At 72.9% G+C, this 14,301-nt stretch carries 12 protein-coding genes; 4 read left to right on the top strand and 8 right to left on the bottom strand.

All coding sequences use genetic code 11. The annotated features are described in order from the left end of the window. Positions 1 to 105: 105 nt before the first annotated feature. From uvrC to uvrA, 3 genes are all read right to left on the bottom strand, one after another. Complete coding sequence (gene uvrC / locus AAEM63_RS06855; RefSeq protein ID WP_123918238.1) at positions 106 to 2,247, bottom strand: excinuclease ABC subunit UvrC; 2,142 nt, start codon at positions 2,245 to 2,247, stop codon at positions 106 to 108. Between the two features lie 66 nt (positions 2,248 to 2,313). After that, entirely contained in the window at positions 2,314 to 2,781 is a 468-nt protein-coding gene (locus AAEM63_RS06850) for an OsmC family protein (RefSeq protein ID WP_123918236.1), read from the bottom strand. Positions 2,782 to 2,942: 161 nt separating this feature from the next. Beyond that, positions 2,943 to 5,801 (bottom strand): excinuclease ABC subunit UvrA, encoded by a 2,859-nt coding sequence (gene uvrA / locus AAEM63_RS06845; protein WP_123918234.1) that lies wholly within the window; start codon positions 5,799 to 5,801, stop codon positions 2,943 to 2,945. A gap of 71 nt (positions 5,802 to 5,872) precedes the next feature. Between uvrA and AAEM63_RS06840 the strand changes: the two genes are divergently transcribed. From AAEM63_RS06840 to AAEM63_RS06825, 4 genes are all read left to right on the top strand, one after another. Continuing rightward, complete coding sequence (locus AAEM63_RS06840; protein ID WP_341360851.1) at positions 5,873 to 6,631, top strand: MBL fold metallo-hydrolase; 759 nt, start codon at positions 5,873 to 5,875, stop codon at positions 6,629 to 6,631. A gap of 41 nt (positions 6,632 to 6,672) precedes the next feature. Then, positions 6,673 to 6,960 carry a YciI family protein gene (locus AAEM63_RS06835; protein ID WP_123918232.1) on the top strand — a complete coding sequence of 96 codons (288 nt, stop codon included), beginning with the start codon at positions 6,673 to 6,675 and terminating at the stop codon, positions 6,958 to 6,960. Then, positions 6,957 to 7,922 (top strand): bile acid:sodium symporter family protein, encoded by a 966-nt coding sequence (locus AAEM63_RS06830; protein ID WP_341360850.1) that lies wholly within the window; start codon positions 6,957 to 6,959, stop codon positions 7,920 to 7,922. Before AAEM63_RS06835 ends, AAEM63_RS06830 begins: the two co-directional genes overlap by 4 nt. A gap of 109 nt (positions 7,923 to 8,031) precedes the next feature. Next, positions 8,032 to 8,292, top strand: coding sequence for a hypothetical protein (locus AAEM63_RS06825; protein WP_123918230.1), 261 nt, complete (start codon positions 8,032 to 8,034; stop codon positions 8,290 to 8,292). Positions 8,293 to 8,323: 31 nt separating this feature from the next. Here AAEM63_RS06825 and AAEM63_RS06820 read toward each other — a convergent pair whose 3' ends face one another. The 5 genes from AAEM63_RS06820 to coaE form a co-directional block, all read right to left on the bottom strand. Continuing rightward, positions 8,324 to 9,091 carry an IclR family transcriptional regulator C-terminal domain-containing protein gene (locus tag AAEM63_RS06820; RefSeq protein ID WP_341360849.1) on the bottom strand — a complete coding sequence of 256 codons (768 nt, stop codon included), beginning with the start codon at positions 9,089 to 9,091 and terminating at the stop codon, positions 8,324 to 8,326. An 89-nt stretch (positions 9,092 to 9,180) separates the two neighbouring features. Beyond that, complete coding sequence (locus AAEM63_RS06815; protein ID WP_341360848.1) at positions 9,181 to 9,963, bottom strand: IclR family transcriptional regulator C-terminal domain-containing protein; 783 nt, start codon at positions 9,961 to 9,963, stop codon at positions 9,181 to 9,183. Positions 9,964 to 9,970: 7 nt separating this feature from the next. Next, positions 9,971 to 11,140, bottom strand: a complete 1,170-nt coding sequence (locus AAEM63_RS06810; RefSeq protein ID WP_341360847.1) for a TerC family protein — start codon at positions 11,138 to 11,140, stop codon at positions 9,971 to 9,973. A gap of 232 nt (positions 11,141 to 11,372) precedes the next feature. Continuing rightward, positions 11,373 to 13,457: an excinuclease ABC subunit UvrB gene (gene uvrB / locus AAEM63_RS06805; RefSeq protein ID WP_341360846.1), complete on the bottom strand. Its 2,085-nt coding sequence runs from the start codon at positions 13,455 to 13,457 to the stop codon at positions 11,373 to 11,375. A gap of 199 nt (positions 13,458 to 13,656) precedes the next feature. Then, positions 13,657 to 14,277: a dephospho-CoA kinase gene (coaE, locus tag AAEM63_RS06800; protein ID WP_123918222.1), complete on the bottom strand. Its 621-nt coding sequence runs from the start codon at positions 14,275 to 14,277 to the stop codon at positions 13,657 to 13,659. Between the last annotated feature and the right edge of the window lie 24 nt (positions 14,278 to 14,301).

Below are 14,301 nucleotides of genomic sequence, written 5' to 3'. Positions count from 1 at the left end.
TGCGGCGGTCGTCAGGCCCGGTGCCGGCCGGACGCCGCGCCGAGGCGACGTCCGCCTCGCGCCACGCACCGCGCGCAACGCACCGCGCGCCGCGCGCCGGCGGTCCTACCCGGGCGACCCGGCGGAGGGCGGCGACCCCAGGGCCTCCAGCACCGCGACGGCGGTGCGCGGCCCCACGCCCTTGACGGCGGCGACCTCCTCGACGGAGGCGGCACGGATGTTCTTCACCGACCCGAAGGCCTTGAGCAGCGCGGCCTGCCGGGTGGGCCCCAGCCCGGGGACGCCGTCGAGGACGGAGCGGGTCATCGCCTTGGCCCTGCGGGAGCGGTGGTGGCTGATGGCGAAGCGGTGGGACTCGTCGCGCAGGTGCTGCAGGAGGTACAGCGCCGGCGAGGTGCGCGGCAGGACGACCGGGAAGTCGTCCCCCGGGAGCCACACCTCCTCCAGGCGCTTGGCGAGCCCGACGAGGGCGACGTCCTCGACGCCGAGGTCGGCCAGGGCCCGGGCGGCCGCCGCCACCTGGGGCTGGCCGCCGTCGACGACGACGAGGTTGGGCGGGTACGCGAAACGGCGCGCCCGGCCCGTGGTGGGGTCGACCGGCCCGGAGCGCAGCGGCACGCCGTCGTCGTCGAGCTGGTCGGGGTCCTGATCCGCCAGGGCGGCGCCCACGGCGCGCTCGGCGGTGTCGTGCGCACCGGGGTCGCCGTTCTCCCGGGCCTCGGCCATCGCCTCGCGCTCGGCGAGGTAGCGCCGGAACCGCCGGCGGAGCACCTCGTCCATCGCGGCGGTGTCGTCGCGGGCCCCCTCGCCGTCCTCGCCGCGGACGATGAAGTGCCGGTACTCGGACTTCTTGGGCAACCCGTCCTCGAACACGACCATGGAGCCGACCTGGTGGCTGCCCTGGGTGTGGGAGATGTCGTAGCACTCGATGCGCAGGGGCGACTCGGACAGCCCCAGGGCCTCCTCGAGCTCGCGCAGCGCCTGCGAGCGGCTCGTGAGGTCGCCGGCCCGCCGGCTCTTGTGGAGCCGGAGCGCCTGCTCGGCGTTGGTCCGCACGGTCTCGGCGAGGGTCTTCTTGTCCCCGCGCTGCGGCACCCGGATGGACACCCGCGACCCGCGCAGGCCCGAGAGCCACTCCGTGAGTCCCGCGAGGTCCTCCGGCAGGACGGGCACGAGGATCTCGCGCGGCACCGCCGTCGTCGGGGTGTGCACGACGTCGTCGACGCTGGTCGCCTCGCCGTCGCGCACGCGGCGCCGCGACTTGCCCACGGAGCGCTCGTCGGTCGGGGCGACAGGGGCGGCGAACGCCTCGGCGTCGCCGTAGACCTGCTGGAGGAGGTGCTCGACGAGCCCGGCGTCGTCGAGGTCCTCGACCCGTTCGACCACCCAGCCGCGCTGGCCGCGGATGCGCCCGCCCCGGACGTGGAAGACCTGCACGGAGGCCTCGAGGTCGTCGGCGACGAGGGCGAAGACGTCGGCGTCGGTGCCGTCGGGCAGGACGACGGCGTTCTTCTCCACCACCCGGCGCAGGGCCGCGACGTCGTCGCGCAGCCGGGCGGCACGCTCGTAGTCCTGCGCGGCCGCGGCCGCGCGCATCTCCTTCTCGAGGCGGCGCAGGTGCGGGCCCGTCTCGCCCTCCATGAACCGGCAGAACTCCTCGGCGAGCTCGCGGTGGTCCTCGGGGGAGATCCGTCCCACGCACGGCGCGGAGCACTTGTCGATGTAGCCGAGCAGGCAGGGGCGGCCCGAGGACGCCGCCCGGCGGTAGACCCCGGGCGAGCAGGTCCGCACCGGGAAGACCCGCAGGAGCAGGTCGACCGTCTCGCGGATCGCCCACGCGTGGGTGTACGGGCCGAAGTAGCGGGTGCCCTTGCGCTTGGCGCCGCGCATGACCTGGACGCGGGGGATCTCCTCCCCCATGGTCACGGCGAGGAACGGGTAGGACTTGTCGTCGCGGTACTTGACGTTGAACCGCGGGTCGAACTCCTTGATCCAGGCGTACTCCAGCGCGAGGGACTCGACCTCGGTGCCCACCACCGTCCACTCCACCGAGGACGCCGTGGTGACCATCTGCCGCGTGCGCTGGTGCAGCGCGGAGGGATCCTGGAAGTAGCTGGCGAGGCGCGAGCGCAACGACTTGGCCTTGCCGACGTAGACGACCCGGCCGTGCGGGTCGCGGAAGCGGTAGACCCCCGGTGCGTCGGGCACCTCCCCTGGCGCGGGTCGGTAGGTGGACGGGTCGGCCATGTGTTCGAGCCTACGTCAGGACGGCGACCCTGCCGTCCCGGCGCCGCAGGTGCTACGGGGCGGGTCTCAGTGGGCGTGCACGGGCTCCACCCGCACGGGGAAGCTCACGGACCGGGCGACGTGGTTGTGCTCACGGGCCTCGTGGTGCAGCCGCGCCGCGGTCTCCTCCCCCACCGGATCGGCGTACGTGACGCGCGGGCGCAGCACCACCTCGACGAACGGCCCGGAGCCGGCGCCCTCGACCCGCTGCGTGGCGATGGCCCGGTCGGTGTAGGCGAGGACGACGACGCCGTGCTTGGCGGCCGTGCGCAGGAACCACAGCATCTGCGCCTGCGAGATCGAGCCGACGAACAGCTCCTCCGCGCGGTAGCGGCTGACGTCGGTACGCACCTTGAGGTCGGAGGTGGCCAGGAGCGTGGGCTTGCCCTCCACCCGCACCTCGTGGTCGCGCGAGTAGCTCGTGTAGCTGGCCGTGCCGCGTTCGTCCGCGCCCGTCCAGTCGACCGTGACGTTGTACGTCTGGAGTGCTCCCATGCCGACACGCTAGCCGTCACACGCGGCCCGGGCGAGGACCTCTGCCCGCGCCGTGCCGATCCCACGCCCGGGCGCGCTCCCGGCGGGTTGCCCGGCCGGCGGGCTGCGGGTGCCCGGCCGGCGGGCTGCGGGTGCCCGGCCGCCGGGCGGCTGGGCGTCCCTCAGACCCCGGCCGGCACCCGCCGGTCCTGCAGCGCCTCGGCGAGGAACTGCCCCGTGTAGGACCCGGCGACGCGGGCGACCTGCTCGGGCGTCCCGGTGGCCACGACCGTGCCGCCGCCGGAGCCGCCCTCCGGGCCCATGTCCACCACCCAGTCGGCGCTCTTGATGACGTCGAGGTTGTGCTCGATGACGACGACCGTGTTGCCCTTGTCCACCAGCCCCTGGAGGACGGCGAGCAGCTTGCGGATGTCCTCGAAGTGCAACCCCGTGGTGGGCTCGTCGAGGACGTACACCGTCCGGCCGGAGGAGCGCTTCTGCAGCTCCGAGGCGAGCTTGACCCGCTGGGCCTCCCCGCCGGAGAGGGTGGGGGCGGGCTGCCCGAGCCGGACGTAGCCGAGCCCGACGTCGGCGAGCGTGCGCAGGTGCCGGGTGATCCCGGGGACGGCGCCGAAGAACTCGGCCGCCTCCTCGATCGGCATCTGCAGCACCTCGGCGACCGTCTTGCCCTTGAAGTGGACCTCGAGGGTCTCCCGGTTGTACCGCGCGCCCTCGCAGACCTCGCAGGGGACGTAGACGTCGGGGAGGAAGTTCATCTCGATCTTCAGCGTGCCGTCGCCCTTGCACGCCTCGCACCGCCCGCCCTTGACGTTGAACGAGAACCGGCCCGGCCCGTACCCGCGGACCTTGGACTCGGTCGTCTCGGCGAAGAGCTTGCGGACGTGGTCCCACACGCCGGTGTACGTGGCCGGGTTGGACCGCGGGGTGCGCCCGATCGGCGACTGGTCGACGTGGACGACCTTGTCGAGGTCGTCGATGCCTGTGACCCTCGTGTGCCGGCCCGGCACGGAGCGGGCGCGGTTGAGCTGGTTCGCGAGCACCTGGTACAGGATGGAGTTGACGAGCGTCGACTTGCCCGAGCCGGAGACGCCCGTGACGGCGACGAGGGTGCCCAGCGGGAAAGAGACGGTGACGTTGCGGAGGTTGTTCTCCTTGGCGCCCACCACCGTGATCTGCCGGCTCTTGTCGACCTTGCGCCGCTTGGTCGGTGTGACGATCTGCCGCCGCCCGGACAGGTAGGCGCCCGTGACGGACTCCTCCGCCGCGAGGAGGCCCTCGAGGTGCCCGGAGTGCACCACCTTGCCGCCGTGCTCGCCCGCCCCCGGACCGATGTCCACCACCCAGTCCGCGGCGCGGATGGTGTCCTCGTCGTGCTCGACGACGATGAGGGTGTTGCCCAGGTCCCGCAGCCGGGTGAGGGTGTCGATGAGACGACGGTTGTCCCGCTGGTGCAGCCCGATGCTGGGCTCGTCCAGGACGTAGAGCACGCCGACGAGACCCGAGCCGATCTGCGTCGCGAGCCGGATGCGCTGCGCCTCGCCGCCCGAGAGGGTCGCCGCACCGCGCGAGAGGGTGAGGTAGCTCAGCCCGACGTCGAGGAGGAACCCGAGGCGGGCGTGGATCTCCTTGAGGACCTGACCGGCGATGGCGCTCTCGCGCTGCCCGAGCACCAGGGAGTCGAGGAACGCCTTGGCGTCGGCGATCGACAGGTCCGACAGCTGGGCGATCGACAGGTCGCCGATCCGCACGGACAGGACCTCCGGCTTGAGCCGCGCACCCTTGCAGACCGGGCACGCCACCTCGCGCATGTAGCCCTCGTACCGCTCCCGCGACCACTCCGACTCGGTCTCGGCGTGCTTGCGCCGGACGAACGAGACGGCGCCCTCGAAGCCGGAGGTGTAGGCCCGCTCCCGGCCCCACCGGTTGCGGTAGCGCACCCGGACCTCGTAGTCGTTGCCGTGCAGGACGGCGTCCTTGGCCCGCTTGGGCAGCGCACGCCAGGGCGCGTCGACGGAGAAGTCGAGCTGCTCGGCCAGGGCCCGCAGCTGGCGCAGGAAGTACTCCGACTGGGCGGCCCACGGGGCCACCGCACCCTCGGCGAGGCTCAGCTCCTCGTCGGGGACGATGAGCTCGGGGTCGACCTCGAGGCGCGAGCCGATGCCCGAGCACTCCGGGCACGCGCCGTAGGGGGCGTTGAAGGAGAAGGTCCGCGGCTCGATCTCCTCGAGCGCGAGCGGGTGGTCGTTGGGGCAGGCGCGCTTCTCGGAGTAGCGCCGCTCGCGGGCGGGGTCGTCGGCGTCGAGGTCGACGAGCTCGACGAGCACGAGGCCGTCGGCGAGCCGCAGCGCCGTCTCGACGGAGTCGGTGAGGCGCTGGCGGACGTTCTCCCGGACGACGAGGCGGTCGACGACCACCTCGATGTCGTGCTTGAGCTTCTTCTCCAGCGTCGGCGGCTCACTGAGCGGGACGACCTCGCCGTCGACCCGGGCGCGGGCGAAGCCCTGGGACTGCAGGTCCCGGAAGAGCTCGGAGTACTCCCCCTTGCGACCGCGCACCACCGGGGCGAGGACCTGGAACCGCGTGCCCTCGGGCATCTCGCGCAGCCGGTCGACGATCTGCTGGGGGGTCTGGGCGGTGACCCGTTCGCCGCACACCGGGCAGTACTGGGTGCCGGCGCGCGAGAAGAGCAGCCGGAGGTAGTCGTGCACCTCGGTGATCGTGCCGACGGTCGACCGCGGGTTGCGGTTGGTCGACTTCTGGTCGATCGACACCGCCGGCGACAGGCCCTCGATAAAGTCGACGTCGGGCTTGTCCATCTGCCCCAGGAACTGCCGGGCGTAGGACGAGAGCGACTCGACGTAGCGGCGCTGGCCCTCGGCGAAGATGGTGTCGAACGCGAGGGACGACTTCCCCGACCCGGACAGGCCCGTGAACACCACGAGGCTGTCGCGCGGGAGGTCGATGGAGACGTTGCGGAGGTTGTGCTCGCGCGCGCCGCGCACGAGAAGCTGGTCACTCACCCCAAGATGATAGGCAGAACTGACCCACATCGCACGAGTGTTCGATGTCACGTCCGCGTCCGGAGGAACCGATGCCCCGTCCCGAGCCGCACGACGGCGCCGGCTCCCCCGCCATGCCCGACCCGGACGACGCCCGCTCCCCCGCCGCCGTGCCCGACCCGGAGAACGCCGCCTCCCACGTCCATCCCGGCGGCCCGCCCGTCGTCCACCGCCTGGGGCCGGTGACCCTGACCAAGCTCTCCGTCTCCGCCGAGGACAACAACGCCTACCTCGTCTCGGTGCCCGGCGCGCAGATCCTGGTCGACGCCGCCGACGACGCCCCCCGCCTGCTCGAGCTCGTCGCCGCGAGCGGCGACCCGCTGACCGCCGTCGTCACCACGCACCGGCACTGGGACCACCACCGCGCGCTCGCCGCCGTGGTGGCGGCGACGGGGGCGCAGGTCCTCGCGGGCGCGCAGGACGCGTCGGAGCTGCCCGTGCCGGCGGACCGGCTGCTCGTGCACGGCGCCACCGTCGCCGTCGGGGACCTCACGCTCGACGTCGTCGCGCTGCGCGGGCACACCCCCGGCTCGGTGGCGCTGGCCCTGACCGAGCCGGCGAGCGCACCGAATCCGGGCCGCGTGCACCTGCTCACCGGGGACTCGCTGTTCCCGGGCGGGCCGGGCCGGACGTGGTCGCCGGCGGACTTCACCTCGCTCATGGACGACCTGGCCGAGCGGGTGTTCGCCCGCTTCGGCGACGACACGGTCGTCCACCCGGGCCACGGGGACGGGACCACGGTCGGCGCAGAGCGCCCGCACCTGCAGCAGTGGCGCGCCCGCGGGTGGTGACCGCGACCCCTGGCGGGCCGCGCGCCGCTACCCTGACGACCATGACGATCTTCGCCGTCGAGTACGTCTACGACCTCAACCGCACCAAGGACATCGAGACGCTCCGCCCCCAGCACCGGGCCTTCCTCTCCGACCTCAACGGCAAGGGTGTCGTCATCGCCTCCGGGCCGTGGCTCGACAACGCCACCCCCGGCGCGCTGCTGCTGGTCCGGGCGGAGAACCACGACGAGGCCGTCAAGGCGCTCGACCCCGACCCGTTCCACCGGGCCCACCTCATCACCCGCCGCACCGCCCGCGCGTGGAAGCCGGTCATCGGCGACATCAGGTGATCGGACGCGCGCTGCGCACCTGGGTGGACCCGTTCGTCGTCGCGCTCGTCCTCGTCCTCCTCCTCGGTCTGCTCGTCCCCGTCCCCGCGGCCGTGCGCGACGTCGTCGCCACGGCCGGCGACGTCGCCGTCACGGTGCTCTTCCTCGTGTACGGCATGCGGCTGTCCACCCGGGAGGTGCTCGCGGGCATGCGCAACGTGCGCCTCCAGGGCGGCATCCTGGCCGCCACCTACCTGCTCTTCCCGCTGCTCGGCCTGCTGCTGCACGCCGCCGCGGTGCCGCTGCTCGGGGCGGCGCTCGCGACCGGCATGCTCTACCTCACCCTGCTGCCGTCGACGGTCCAGTCGTCGGTCTCCTTCACCTCCATCGCACGCGGGAACGTCGCCGGGGCGATCACGGCGGCCACGCTCTCCAACGTCCTGGGCATGGTGGTCACGCCGCTGCTGGTCCTCGCGCTCATGGGCCGCTCGGGCTCGGTCGGTCTGGGCGGCCTGCGCGACGTCCTGCTCCAGCTGCTCCTCCCGTTCGTCGTGGGCCAGCTCCTCCAGCCGTTCGTCGGCGGATGGGTCCGGGCTCGGCGGTGGCTGACGCTCACGGTGGACCGCGGGACGATCCTGCTCGTGGTCCTCGGCGCCGTGACCGCGGCCACGGCGGCCGGCGTGTGGGAGGGGGTCACGTGGGGCATGGTCGCCGCGCTGCTGCTCCTCTCCGCCGCGCTCCTGGCGGTGATGCTCTCCGCCACGTGGACGGGTGGGCAGGCGCTGGGGCTGGACCGGGCCGACCGGGTCGCCCTGCTCATGGCGGGCTCGAAGAAGTCCCTCGCGACCGGCCTGCCGATGGCGGCCGTCCTCTTCCCGGTCGCGACGGCGGCCACGATCGCGGTGCCCGTCATCATCTTCCACCAGCTCCAGCTCGTCGTGGCGGCGGTGCTGGCGCGGCGGCTGGCGGTCCGGGCCGACTGACCCTCGATCTCCGACCGCCGCGGTCGCAATCCGTGCGGGGTCGACGGCCGTACCACCGGTGACGACGTCCCACGACGACGTGGGGCGCCCCGCCGACGAAGGAGTCAGCATGAGCGTGCGCAGGATCCTCGCCACAGCCATCTGTGCGGCCGGCCTCGTGGTCGCCCCCGCCGTAGGGGCCTCGGCCCACGTCCACGGCATCAACCCGCTGCGCTGCACACCGGCCGCGGACAACGCCGGCGCCCGGCAGACCGAGCAGACCCCCGCCGGGCAGGGCGGGCCGCTCACCGGTGTGGGCATCATCCCGATCGCGATGGGCGGCAACGTCGAGCGGCGGGACGCGGACCACTTCGGGGCCTGCAAGGAGTAGACCCGCCGTCAGAGCCCGGCGGCGGCCGCCGTCAGAGCCCGGCGGCGGCCGCCGAGATCGCCTCGGCGGCGGCACGTACCGCGGCGACGTCCTCCTCGGGCACGCACCCGTCGGGGAGGGTGACGGTCGTCAGGGCGAGCTCGACGGCCGCCACGACCCGGCCGGTCGCGTCCCGCACCGGTGCGGCCACCGAGGTGAGGCCACGCTGCAGCTCCTCGGCCACGACGCAGTGGCCCTGCGCCCGCACGCCGGCGAGCGTCGCGACCAGCTTGCCGTCGTCGTCATCCTCCGCCGACGGGGCGGAGACGCCGCCGCGCAGCACGTCGCGGAGGGCGTCCTCGGGGAGCGCGGCGAGCAGGACCCTGCCCAGGGCGCTCGTGCGGGCAGGCAACCGGGTGCCGATGTCCGGGACGGCGTCGACGATCCGGCCCGCGGCGACCCGCTCCACGTGGACCACGTCGGCCCCGTCGAGGACCCCGAGCGCGCTGGAGCGCCCGGTGGACCGGGTGAGGTCCTGCATGGGGCCGACCGCGAGGGCGGGCAGGCGCAGGCTCGCGCGGTAGGCCTCGCCGAGCTCGAGGACGCGGGGCCGCAGCGTGAAGTCCCGGCCGTGGGCGAGGACGTAGCCGACGTCGACCAGGGTGAGGAGGACGCGGCGGGTCACCGCGCGGTTGAGCCCGGCGGACTGGGCGACCCTCGCCAGGGTCATCGGCTCGTCGGCGGCCGCGAGCGCCTCGATGACGGCGAGGCCGCGGGCGAGGGACTGCAGGCCCTCCGACGGGGGTGCCACCGGGTCCATGGACCGTCTCCTCGTTCGCCAGCCGTGCAGGTGTTCAGGGAGGATACCGGCGCGGCGTGAGCACAGGACGCGCCCGACCGGCAGCGGCGTCAGGACAGGACGTGGCTGACCGGCACGAGGTCGGCCTCGACGGCTGCCGCGGTCGCACGGAGCTCGGGCAGGGCCCGGCGCAGGAACGCCTCCGCGCCACCCGGCTCGGCCATGGTCGCGACGTTGACGGCGGCGACCACGGTGCCGGTCCGGTCCCGTACGGGCACCGCCAGCGACCGGAGCCCCTCCTCGAGCTCCTGGTCGACCAGGGCGTACCCCTGACGGCGGGTCAGCGCCAGGATCGAGCGCAGCCGGTCGGTGTCCGTCGTCGTGTACGGCGAGCGGCGCTCGACCCGCACGGTCGCGACGAAGCCCTCGATCCATTCGGGCGAGCGGGCGGCGAGGAGGACCCGGCCCATCGAGGTCGACTCGGCGGGGAACCGGGTGCCCGTCCGGATCCGCACGCGCATGAGGTCCCGGGTCGCGGCGCGGGCGATGTAGACGATCTGGCCGGCCTCGAGCACCGACGCCGACGCCGACGCACCGAGCCGGTCCGAGAGGGTCGACAGGTGCGGGCGAGCGACGTCGGCGAGGCTGAGGTCGGCCAGGCGGAGGAAGCCGAGGTCGAGCAGCCGCGGCCGGAGGGTGTAGTCGCGCCCGGACTGCTCGGCGTACCCGAGCTCGACGAGGGTGGTCAGCGCGCGGCGGGCCACGGCGCGGGGCAGGCCCGAGCGGGCCGCCACCTCGGACAGCCCGAGCCGGGGGTGGTCCGCGTCGAAGACCGTGATGACGCCGAGCCCGCGCTCGAGGGAGCGGATGGACTCCGGCGACCGCGCCGTCACCGGCCGCTCAGTCGTCGTGGTTCGGACGCCGGCCCTCACCGGCGCCGCGGGCCGCGGCGCGCCGGTCCTCGTCGCGGAGGTCGTCGCCCGCGTGGGCGTCCGACGGCAGCGGGGCCGCACCCTCCTCCCGGGGAAGGTGCCGCTCCCCCTCGGTGGTCTCGCCACCGGACTTGAGGACCTCCTCGGCGGCGGCCAGACGCTCGTCCTTCTTGTTCCGGCGCAGGCTCGCCACGATGGTGACGGCCAGGACGCCGACGATCCACAGGAGCGAGACGACGATGGACGGCTCGGGCAGGACGTCCCAGTGCTCGCCGCCGTTGATGAAGGGCAGCTCGTTCTCGTGGAGGGCGTGGATGAGGAGCTTGACGCCGATGAAGCCGAGGATGGCGGCGAGACCGTAGTGCAGGTAGACGAGCCGGTCGAGGAGGCCGTCGATGAGGAAGTACAGCTGGCGCAGGCCGAGCAGGGAGAATGCGTTGGCGGCGAAGACCAGGTAGGGCTCCCGGGTGAGGCCGAAGATGGCCGGGATGGAGTCGACGGCGAAGAGGATGTCGGCGCTGCCGATCGCGAGGATCGCCAGGAACATCGGGGTGATCATCGTCTTGCCGGCGTGGCGGTGGACGAGCTTGCCGCCGACGAACCCGTCGGTGACCGGGACGAAGCGGCGCACGAGCCGGACGAAACCGTTCTCGTGGTACTCGTCGTGCTCGTCCGGCTTCTCGACGCCCTCGCGGGCCTGGGCGACGGCCGTGTAGATGAGGAACGCGCCGAAGAGGTAGAACACCCAGGAGAAGTTCTCGATGACGGCGGCGCCGGCGGCGATGAAGATGGCCCGGAGCACCATGGCGATGACGATCCCGGCGAGCAGGACCTCCTGCTGGTACTTCCGGGGGATCCGGAACGCGGCGATGACGATGACGAAGACGAAGAGGTTGTCCACCGAGAGGCTCTTCTCGGTCACGTACCCGGCGAAGTACTCACCGGCGTAGACACCGCCGTAGCCGATCCACACGATGAAGCCGAAGACGATCGCCATGGCCACGTAGGCGACCGACCACCAGGCGGCCTCCTTCATGGAGGGGGCGTGCGGGGTGCGGACATGGCCGATGATGTCGACGGCGATCATCACGACGATGATGCCGATGAGCAGGATCCAACCGAGAGCGTGGACGTCCACATTTCCTCCGGTACGTAGGGGCGGGTACCGGAGGTCTCTTCCCGCCCGGGCGACGGATCGCCGGGCCGATGGCACCGAGCCGGTCCACGACCGGCCGTGATGACGGCACCACTGTTGTGGGGAATACTCCCCTCCGCCCGGCCAGGATACGGCACCCCCCTGGGCCCGGCCACGCGGGTCCACCGTGGCGCTCGCAACACCGGCGACGCCGTCGCGGGCCAGGGATGCGGCGTCAGGCGTTCGCGGCCGTCATCTGCCGGAGCTCCTTCTTGAGGTCCGAGATCTCGTCCCGCAGACGGGCGGCGAGCTCGAACTGGAGCTCCTCGGCGGCGGCGTGCATCTGGTCCGAGAGGTCGTGGATGAGCTGCGCCAGCTCGCTGGCAGCCGCACCGGCGAGCTTCTCGCGGGCGGTCGTGCCGCCCCGCTTCCGGTCCTTCCCGCCGGCCCCGCGGTAGCCGCCCTCGAGCAGCTCGGCGGTGTCGATGTCTTCCCGGACGAGCATGTCGGTGACGTCCGCGATCTTCTTGCGCAACGCCGTCGGCTCGATGCCGTGCTCGGTGTTGTAGGCCACCTGCTTCTCGCGGCGGCGGGTGGTCTCCTCGATCGCGTGCGCCATCGACGCCGTGATCCTGTCGGCGTACATGTGCACCTGGCCCGAGACGTTTCGCGCGGCGCGCCCGATGGTCTGGATGAGCGAGGTCGAGGACCGCAGGAAGCCCTCCTTGTCGGCGTCGAGGATGGCGACGAGGGACACCTCCGGCAGGTCGAGCCCCTCCCGGAGGAGGTTGATGCCGACGAGCACGTCGTACTGCCCCAGCCGCAGCTCACGCAGCAGCTCGACCCGGCGCAGCGTGTCGACGTCGGAGTGGAGGTAGCGCACGCGGACGTCGCGCTCGAGGAGGTAGTCGGTGAGGTCCTCGGCCATCTTCTTCGTCAGCGTCGTGACGAGCACGCGCTCGTCACGGTCGACCCGGTCGCGGATCTCGCCGAGGAGGTCGTCGATCTGGCCCTTGGTCGGCTTGACGACGACCTCGGGGTCCACGAGCCCGGTGGGCCGGATGATCTGCTCGACGACGCCGTCGGACTGGCTCAGCTCGTACGGCCCGGGAGTCGCGGAGAGGTAGACCGTCTGGCCGATGCGCTCGAGGAACTCCTCCCACCGCAGCGGCCGGTTGTCCATCGCCGAGGGCAGGCGGAACCCGTGGTCGACGAGCGTGCGCTTGCGGGACATGTCCCCCTCGTACATCGCCCCGATCTGCGGGACGGTGACGTGCGACTCGTCGATGACGAGGAGGAAGTCCTCGGGGAAGTAGTCCAGCAGGGTGTGGGGGGCGGTGCCGGGCCCGCGGCCGTCGATGTGCCGCGAGTAGTTCTCGATGCCCGAGCAGGTGCCGATCTGACGCATCATCTCGATGTCGTAGGTGGTGCGCATGCGCAGCCGCTGTGCCTCGAGGAGCTTGTTCTGACGCTCGAGCTCGTCGAGCCGCTCGGCCAGCTCGGCCTCGATGGTCCCGATCGCCCGCTCCATCCGTTCCGGCCCGGCGACGTAGTGCGTGGCCGGGAACAGGTGGACGGCCTCCTCGCGCCGCACCACGTCCCCGGTGAGGGGGTGCAGCGTGCTCAGGGTCTCGATCTCGTCGCCGAACAGCTCGATCCGGATGGCGAGCTCCTCGTAGACGGGGATGATCTCGATCGTGTCCCCGCGCACCCGGAACGTCCCCCGGGTGAACGCCATGTCGTTGCGGGTGTACTGCATGGACACGAAGTGGCGCAGGAGGTCGTCGCGGTCGACCCGGTCGCCGATCCGCAGCTGGACCATCCGGTCGACGTACTCCTGGGGCGTGCCCAGGCCGTAGATGCACGAGACCGAGGCGACGACGATGACGTCGCGGCGGGTGAGCAGCGAGTTCGTGGCGCTGTGCCGCAGCCGCTCGACCTCGTCGTTGATCGAGGAGTCCTTCTCGATGTAGGTGTCCGTCTGCGGGACGTACGCCTCGGGCTGGTAGTAGTCGTAGTAGGAGACGAAGTACTCGACGGCGTTGTTGGGCAGGAGCTCGCGGAACTCGGTGGCCAGCTGGGCCGCGAGCGTCTTGTTGGGCGCCATGACCAGCGTGGGCCGCTGCACCTGCTCGACGAGCCAGGCCGTGGTCGCGGACTTGCCCGTACCGGTGGCGCCGAGCAGGACGATGTCCTTCTCCCCCGCGCGCAGCCGCTCGGTGAGCTCCTTGATCGCCGTGGGCTGGTCGCCCGAGGGGACGTAGTCGGAGACGACCTCGAAGGGTGCCACCGCACGCTGCAGGTCGGTCACTGGGCGCATGGGGTCAACGGTACGTCGGGGCACTGACATCGGGCGGGCGAGGGCCTGCCGTTCGGCCCAGGGCGGACGGTCCGGGGTCCTCCGGGAGCAGGCCGGCCAGGAGGAGATCCCCGCACCGACGATGTCCGCAGTGCGCCCCGCTGGTCATCCGGAGGCGGTCAGCCGGCCGGACGGACAGCGGGCTACCTCCCGGGGGTCGTCAGCCTGCGGTGAGGCCGGACCCGTGCGCCGCCGGCAGCAGCCGCTCGCGCCAGAGCCGGCCGACGGCGGAGAGCAGCTCGTCCGTCGTGCCGGAGTTGTCGAGCCAGACGTCGGCGACGGCGCGGCGGGCGTCGTCGTCGGCCTGGGCCCGGATCCGGGCACGCGCGTCGTCCTCGGTCATGCTGCGGGAGGAGACCAGCCGGGCCGTACGGGTGTCCTCGTCCGCGCCGACGACCACGACGAGGTCGTAGTGGTCGGCGAGGCCGTTCTCGACGATGAGGGGCACGTCGTGGACCACCACCGCATCCGGCGCCGCAGCCTCCTGCCGGCGCCGGCTCTCGGCGGCGACGAGGGGGTGGGTGATCTCCCCGAGCCGGCGCAGCGCGGCCGGATCGGCGAAGACCCGCGCGGCGAGAGCCTGACGGTCGAGCGAGCCGTCCGGGCGGAGCACCTCTGGCCCGAACTCCGCGGCGACCGCCGCGAGCCCGGGGGTCCCGGGCTCCACGACCTCGCGCGCGATCCGGTCGGCGTCGACGACGACGGCACCCAGCCGCGCCAGCTCCGCGGCCACGGTCGACTTGCCCGAGCCGATGCCGCCCGTGAGGCCGACGCTCAGCACGGCCGGGCCGGGGCGGGAGACGAG

The organism is Georgenia sp. M64 (genome assembly GCF_038049925.1).
Lineage (GTDB): Bacteria > Actinomycetota > Actinomycetes > Actinomycetales > Actinomycetaceae > Georgenia.
This window is presented reverse-complemented; position numbering and strand designations above follow the sequence as displayed.

Excerpts from the sequence above, each read along its gene's own strand:
- AAEM63_RS06840 (WP_341360851.1), top strand. The coding sequence starts at position 5,873 with ATGCCCCGTCCCGAGCCGCACGACGGCGCCGGCTCCCCCGCCATGCCC.
- AAEM63_RS06820 (WP_341360849.1), bottom strand. The coding sequence starts at position 9,091 with ATGGACCCGGTGGCACCCCCGTCGGAGGGCCTGCAGTCCCTCGCCCGC.
- AAEM63_RS06850 (WP_123918236.1), bottom strand. The coding sequence starts at position 2,781 with ATGGGAGCACTCCAGACGTACAACGTCACGGTCGACTGGACGGGCGCG.
- AAEM63_RS06825 (WP_123918230.1), top strand. The coding sequence starts at position 8,032 with ATGAGCGTGCGCAGGATCCTCGCCACAGCCATCTGTGCGGCCGGCCTC.
- AAEM63_RS06835 (WP_123918232.1), top strand. The coding sequence starts at position 6,673 with ATGACGATCTTCGCCGTCGAGTACGTCTACGACCTCAACCGCACCAAG.
- uvrB (WP_341360846.1), bottom strand. The coding sequence starts at position 13,457 with ATGCGCCCAGTGACCGACCTGCAGCGTGCGGTGGCACCCTTCGAGGTC.
- uvrC (WP_123918238.1), bottom strand. The coding sequence starts at position 2,247 with ATGGCCGACCCGTCCACCTACCGACCCGCGCCAGGGGAGGTGCCCGAC.